Genomic DNA, 6,938 nt, shown 5'->3' with positions numbered 1-6,938 from the left:
ACTCGTATGAGGGACTCTGCGAGTATGTGGGCGGCAAGTACATCGCCTATACGGAGGACAAGCCCATCACCATGAACCCCTTCAACATCAGCAAGCGGGAGCTGAACATCGAGAAGATCGACTTCCTGAAGAACCTGATTCTGCTGATATGGAAAGGCTCGGAGGTGCAGATACCCGAACTGGAGTTCCGTGTGGTGGAGCAGTTGGTGACGGAATATTACGACTTCTACTTCAACGGCGTTCAGCCTATCCTTCCTCACAGAAGGAGACACTGAGAAAAAACCTCTCCACCATGGAGAAGCGGCGCGGCACGGAGCTGACTCAGATACACGACAAGGTGGAGAAACTCATCCACGGACTGGAGGAGCGGCGCATGGCATTGGCAGTGAAGACGCTGTCCTTCGACTCGTTCTATGAGTTTGCCTGTGAGCGTCTCGACCAGATATGCATCGAGAACAACATCACCACCATCGACTGCGACAACTTCGCCTACATGCTCCAGAACTTCTACCGTGGCGGCAAGTACGACAAGATTCTCAACGAGAACGTCGATAGCACCCTGTTCGACGAGACCTTCATCGTCTTCGAGGTGGATGCCATCAAGGAGAACAAGCAGCTCTTCCCCATCGTGACGCTCATCATCATGGACGTGTTCTTGCAGAAGATGCGCCTGAAGAAGAACCGCAAGTGCTTAGTCATCGAGGAGGCATGGAAAGCCATCGCCTCGCCGTTGATGGCCGAGTACATCAAGTACCTCTACAAGACCGCCCGAAAGTTCTGGGCGAGCGTGGGCGTGGTGACACAGGAGATACAGGACATCATCGGCAGTCCCATCGTGAAGGAAGCCATCATCAACAATTCCGACGTGGTGATGCTGCTCGATCAGAGCAAGTTCCGTGAGCGTTTCGACGAGATCAAGGCGATACTGGGCTTGACCGATGTGGATTGCAAGAAGATTTTCACGGTCAACCGATTAGAGAACAAGGAAGGACGCAGTTTCTTCCGTGAGGTGTTTATCCGACGTGGCTCGACGAGCGGAGTCTATGGTGTGGAGGAACCGCACGAGTGCTATATGACCTACACCACCGAGCGAGCTGAGAAGGAGGCATTGAAATTGTATAAGCGAGAACTGAAGTGCAGCCATCAGGAGGCTATTGAGCGGTATTGCTGGGACTGGGATGCCAGTGGCATCGGGAAGTCGTTGGCATTTGCGCAGAAGGTGAATGAGGCGGGAAAGGTGCTCAATCTGAGGGACAACAGCCCGATGACAAAATCATCGGGAACGGACGGAGTAGCGAGAGGAGAGTCCCAAACTCGTTTGGGCTATCCCGAGTCACGTCGGACGAAGACGAAGTCAACGGTGGCTGGGTAGTAGATACTATCAGTAGTGAATACTACCAATAGTAAATACTACAAGTAGTAAAGTAGTGGAATAGTAGAAACTGAAAGTAGTAGAAACGTAAAGTAGTGAAGCAATGAGACGTATACACCTTATTATAATATATATGTGTCTGACGCTTGTCGTGGGAAAGGTTCATGCGCAGTATTACAGCGTGAACTATGACAAGCAGACCGTTGCCGCCATGGCTGCCGCATTCGGTGCTGGAGCTATGGCTGAGAGCTATTATAACGAGCAGGCGGGCGAAATCTTGAAGCACTACAATGCCGCAGAGGTTGCCACTGCCGGTATCTTCGCCGCCAAGTTCTTGGAGCGCAAGGCATTCACCGACCTCGGCATCTGGAGCAGCAGTACGGAGAACTACTATTACCGCCGCATCCACAATATGGTGGCAAACAAGATTATGCCCAAGATCTGGACGGTGGCAGGCATGATGCTGAAGAGTCCGCAGACCGCCCTCTATTGGGGCAGTTACCTGATGAAGATATGTGCCGACACCAAGTCGCTGTGTATGCAGTTTGAAAGCGTGGTGACCAACAGCAGCCTGACCTTTGCCGACATCCAGTTTTTGGAAATCAACCAGGAGATAGCCGCCATCCTCAAGCTCTCGGAGATAGGCAATGTGGATTGGCAGCAGCTGTTGGACGACATCGCCAGTGTGCCTGGCAACTTCACCGTGGAGAACCTCACCGCAGACATCGAAACCCTTTACAACATGGGAGCATCGTTGGCTACGGCAGGCATCAACGGGGCATCGGACGCACTCTTGCAGAAGAGTGCCTTCAATGAGTTGTTCAATGGCAAGGTGAGCAAGATACTGGACATCTATGACAACTACCATGACCTCTATGAACAGGCAGAGAACGGCATCGGCAGCACCCTCCTCAGTCTGGTGGGTGGCGAGGACAACGTGGCAGCCCTCTTTGACCTCTCCAACTACAACATCACCTCGTGGATGACAGACTATCTGAGCGAGACGCAGGGCAACTACTACACGCAGCGTTGGTACATCGCCCGACGAGACCAAGGCAGCGTGAGCCTCTGTGACTACTATCCTCCGACCGATGACAACAGCATTCTGAACGGTGACCATTGGTATCGCATCAATACTTCCGACCCCAACTTCTACCCTAACAGCACGCAGCGAGAGCAGATATTGACAAACTCGGAAAACCATGCCGGATGGAGTCGCAGCCGTGTGCAGCAGCTCAATGCACAGAACGACGGCTTCACCTATACGATGAACTACTGGATGTCCGCGTACATCATCAGCCGTGGCGGCAAGCAGACCAAGAAAGCCTATGCCTACGAGATACACGTTTCCAAGAGTTGGAACAACGTAGAAGAGGTGTATGAGGATGTCTTCGACTCCTACAGTATGGACTTGAATACCTTCAAACGCCAGTTGCAGGCACGTCTCTCGGAGTACAACGACAACGAAGAGGGCTATGTCTATTACATCGCCAGTGATGCACGCCGCTACTACCAAGCCACCGATGCCGCCAAGCTGAAGGGCGTGGAGAGCGTGACCATCAGTGTCACCTGTTCGGACGGTGTCACCCTCGGACAAGGCAGCACGCGGTACAAGTGCCGTGAGTGCGGCGGTTCGCTCAATGCCCACAGCAAGGAGTGCGCCATGAGGACAACCGTCACGGAGAACAATCTTGACCTCTCGGAACTGGACGAGAAGGAACGTGAGGCAAGCAACAAGATAGCCCTGTTGGAGGCGCAGATAAGCCAGTTGGAGACAGAGAACAAGAATCTGCTCACGCAAATAGCCAATGCTCCGTAGAGGAAGCCCCTGCCTTGCGACAGCAATACAATGCCAACAAGACGAAGATAGACAACCTGAAAAGGGAGTTGGCGACATGGCAGCAGCAGTTGGCAGACATACAGGATGCCAAGAGCGAGGCGGCTAACGACAATGCCACAGCCACCGATGACTACTACCGCATTCCTGCTATCATGCAGGATGTGAAGTCAGCCTACAACCTCACGTGGCAAGGAGCCGGTTCGTGGAACGGCTATACCTACGTGCGCACAGCCACCATGCCTAACATCAACGGCATCATCACCTTCAAGGCAACACTCTCCATAGCGAGGAAGCCCAAGTACTTCCTTGGCATCAAGATACACCGTGCGATACTGCAAATTTCGTGGGAACTGACCTCGGAATACACCGACACACAGGTAGTGGATGTGCTGACCCTTGACCCGAATGCCTCTGATGAGGAAAAGACGCGGCAGGTGAACAGCCGTATCTCAGAGATAGCCCAGGAGTTCCCGACGTGCAGCATCACTACGGAGTATGCCAAGAGCGAGGCGACACAGACTGCTGACAATGACGATGTGATACACCTGCTCTGGTCGAGCGACCGCCTGGAGATAGCCCGTGAAGTAGATAGCCGTATCACCAATATATACGCCGACTTGGTATCATTAGAAAAAATGATGCACTACAAGCGTAGCATTATCGACGTGCTGAAGGACATTCTTCCCTCGATAGATGCTGACCAAGGTCGCAGAAGGACACTCATTGAAGAGTGCTACGAGCGATGGAGAGAGAATGCAGACCCGAACAGAGGGGATGGTGACGAAAACGAGAACGAGAATGAAAATGAAAATTGAGGGAGGAACAAAGAATGAGACATACCATCATCATAGCTCTCCTACTGATAACTCTCTTCCCCAAGACAGCCTTGGCGCAATGGGGCTTTGATGCGGTGTCGGTAGAAGCATACATCAACGACCACAAGATGCAGCGAAGCCTCTTGTTGGCACGAAGTACCTTGGAATACAGCAACCAACTGCTGCATGAATACAGTAGCGAGGAGGTGGGCAAGTACAAGGAACTGAACGTGGATTTGGACAAATACACCCGTGCCTTTGACATCATCGATGTGATGTACCAGTCATTGCGCACGGTGCTGAATGTGAAGAGCACCTATCAGACGGTGAGCGACCGCATCAGTGACTACAAGAACCTCTTGGAGGACTTTAATGATAAGGTCATCAAGCGGAAGCACATCGAACTGGCAGACACGATGCTCATCAGCATCAACAAGAAAGCCATCGACAACATATACAACGAGGGAAGTCAGCTCTATCATAGTGTCAACGACCTCGTGTTGTATGCCACGGGAGCGGCAGCCTGTTCCACCTCTGACCTGCTGATGGTGTTGGACAATATCAACAACTCGTTGGACCTGATAGAGAAACATCTGAACCAAGCATACTTCCAGACATGGCGGTATGTACAGCTGCGCATGGGCTACTGGAAAGAGAAAGTGTATCGCACCCGGACGAAGGAAGAGATACTCGAAGATGCCTTCAGCCGATGGAAAGTGGCAGGAAAACTTGACTATTGACGGATTGCAAACAAAAGAAGAATGAATATGAAGAAGACAATGATACTCATCATGGCGGCTGTAGCCACCATCACAGCCACAGCCCAAAGCGTAACCTACAACCACGACTCATCGAAGCAGAACCAGATAACGGTGATGGAGACGGGTGGCGGTTCTCTCACCCCTGAGTTCTATTATTGGCTGTTGCACAACAGCTACAAGAAGACGGCGGCAGAGAAGAACAAGTTGGGCTTCCGCACCCTTGCCGGCATCAACCTCTACAACCAAGTGGATGATGCGGAAAAGATAGACTCTGCCCTGACCAAGCGTGCGGAGGTGGAAGCCCTGAACGTCGCCGACCGTGAGATAGACCTTGCCTGGCTTGCCGAGAGCAGCAAAATCAACGGTCAGTTGGACAAGATGAAGGCGAACATCGACCACATCATCCCCACAGGCGGCACCATCAACGACAAACGCCGTTGGGAGGAACTGTACAATATGTACCAGTGTGCGGTGAAGTCCACTAAGGATGCCTATATGCCCAATGCGCAGAGGAAACGACAGTATCTGAGCATTTATGCCGACCTGACGGCACAGAACGAGACATTGCTCAAATATATCGTTCAGCTCAACACCCAAAGACAGACCACCGTCCTCTTGGCAGCCACCAACGACCGTGTGGTGCAGAAAGGCAGCATCATCAGCGATGCCAAGAGCCGTTGGCAGGAGAACATGAAGGGTGTGAGGAGCACGACAGGCACTGACGGCGATGATTCCAGCGGCGGCGATGGTGAAGAAAGTGTAAACAGATAAATCAGAACAGAGATGGATAACAACATTCAAATTTTCAAAAACCCAGAGTTTGGACAGATACGAACACTGGAAATGCCCGACGGTCAAGTTGGCTTCATGGGAAAGGACGTTGCTGAAGTTCTTGGGTACAAGAATCCCTCCAATGCCATTGTGAATCACGTAGATGAAGAGGACAAAACCTCATACCTAATTCAGGTATCAGGTTCCAACTACAAGGCTAACACCGTCTTTATCAACGAGTCAGGACTCTACGCGCTCATACTGTCATCCAAGATGCCCAAGGCACGTGAGTTCAAGCATTGGGTGACATCGGAGGTGCTCCCCACTATCCGCAAGCATGGTGCCTACATGACACAACAGACCATCGAGAAGGCATTGACAGAGCCAGACTTCCTGATACAGTTAGCTGTCAATCTGAAGGAAGAGCGACAGAAGCGTCTGCTTGCCGAACAGGAGTGTGAACACCAAAGGACACGCATCGTTGAGTTGGGTTCCAAGGTGGATGACCTGCAGCAGGAAGTGACGGAGATGAAGGACAAGGTGAGTTACCTTGACATCATCCTTGCCACGAAGAGCAGCGTCTTGGTCACACAGATAGCACAGGACTATGGCGAGTCGTCCATCCGCTTCAACCGACGGCTTAAGGACATGAATATCCAGTACCAGCGCGGCAAGCAGTGGATTCTCTATGCCGACTACAAGGACTGCGGTTATGTGACCAGCGAGACCTACCTCATTAAACACAAGGACGGCTCGGAAGATGTGCGCATGAACACCAAGTGGACACAGAAAGGCCGCCGCTTCCTCTATGAGAAACTGAAGAGCGTGGGAGTCATTCCTGTTATCGAAAGAACATAAAACAAAAAGAAGTAGCTATGGAATCAATATCAAAAATACAGTTGCGCCTCTATGCCGCCAAGAGAAAAAACGGCAAGTGGCAGTTGGAGATGTCGAGGATGCCGAAGCGAATCAGCGTCATCGGCAGGACACCCATCGTTGATGAGCATTATATGCCATCTGATTTACAGGTAGTTTCAATGTCAAAGCTTCACAAACATGTCGGAAGTTACTACGGCAAGATTGTGAAGACGCTCAAAGAGGAAGGAATCATCACCAAGGAATATGGGATGTGGAAACTGCGTGAAGACCTTCAGGACAAGGGCATTGCGGTTTATGTCACAGGCAGGATGCGCTGCTTCTACCACTTCTATCTGTCGTGGACACCGGAAGGCGTAGAGTTTATCAAAGAGATTATCAACCATAGAACCCAGCACTGATGGCAGACAACATACTCAGCGATTTCGGCATCAACATCCTCGAAGAGGAGATTGACGATGTGATATTCCAGACCAACGAGTTCCTGACCGATGCCACCTTCA

General features: G+C 51.4%; 4 protein-coding genes and 2 pseudogenes. All 6 read left to right on the top strand.

The window, feature by feature from the left end:
* A pseudogene (locus tag DXA05_RS25450) lies at positions 1–1,372 on the top strand (TraG family conjugative transposon ATPase); the annotation flags it as partial.
* A 103-nt stretch (positions 1,373–1,475) separates the two neighbouring features.
* Positions 1,476–4,027: pseudogene (locus tag DXA05_RS25445) on the top strand (hypothetical protein).
* Positions 4,028–4,041: 14 nt separating this feature from the next.
* Positions 4,042–4,767 (top strand): hypothetical protein, encoded by a 726-nt coding sequence (locus DXA05_RS25440; protein ID WP_004320249.1) that lies wholly within the window; start codon positions 4,042–4,044, stop codon positions 4,765–4,767.
* Positions 4,768–4,794: 27 nt separating this feature from the next.
* Positions 4,795–5,559 carry a DUF5045 domain-containing protein gene (locus DXA05_RS25435; protein WP_004320248.1) on the top strand — a complete coding sequence of 255 codons (765 nt, stop codon included), beginning with the start codon at positions 4,795–4,797 and terminating at the stop codon, positions 5,557–5,559.
* A gap of 12 nt (positions 5,560–5,571) precedes the next feature.
* Positions 5,572–6,417 carry a phage antirepressor gene (locus DXA05_RS25430; RefSeq protein WP_004320247.1) on the top strand — a complete coding sequence of 282 codons (846 nt, stop codon included), beginning with the start codon at positions 5,572–5,574 and terminating at the stop codon, positions 6,415–6,417.
* A 17-nt stretch (positions 6,418–6,434) separates the two neighbouring features.
* Positions 6,435–6,836, top strand: a complete 402-nt coding sequence (locus tag DXA05_RS25425; protein WP_004320246.1) for a hypothetical protein — start codon at positions 6,435–6,437, stop codon at positions 6,834–6,836.
* The last annotated feature ends 102 nt before the right edge of the window (positions 6,837–6,938 follow it).

Origin of the sequence: Bacteroides sp. AM54-2NS, from assembly GCF_003602935.1 — a bacterium.
Taxonomy (GTDB): domain Bacteria; phylum Bacteroidota; class Bacteroidia; order Bacteroidales; family Bacteroidaceae; genus Bacteroides; species Bacteroides xylanisolvens.
Note: the sequence above shows the minus strand (reverse complement) of the source record. Positions and strands in the feature narration are given on the sequence as shown.

Bases quoted from the DNA above. Each gene is read 5' to 3' on its own strand.
- DXA05_RS25440 (WP_004320249.1), top strand. From the start codon at position 4,042: ATGAGACATACCATCATCATAGCTCTCCTACTGATAACTCTCTTCCCC.
- DXA05_RS25435 (WP_004320248.1), top strand. From the start codon at position 4,795: ATGAAGAAGACAATGATACTCATCATGGCGGCTGTAGCCACCATCACA.
- DXA05_RS25430 (WP_004320247.1), top strand. From the start codon at position 5,572: ATGGATAACAACATTCAAATTTTCAAAAACCCAGAGTTTGGACAGATA.
- DXA05_RS25425 (WP_004320246.1), top strand. From the start codon at position 6,435: ATGGAATCAATATCAAAAATACAGTTGCGCCTCTATGCCGCCAAGAGA.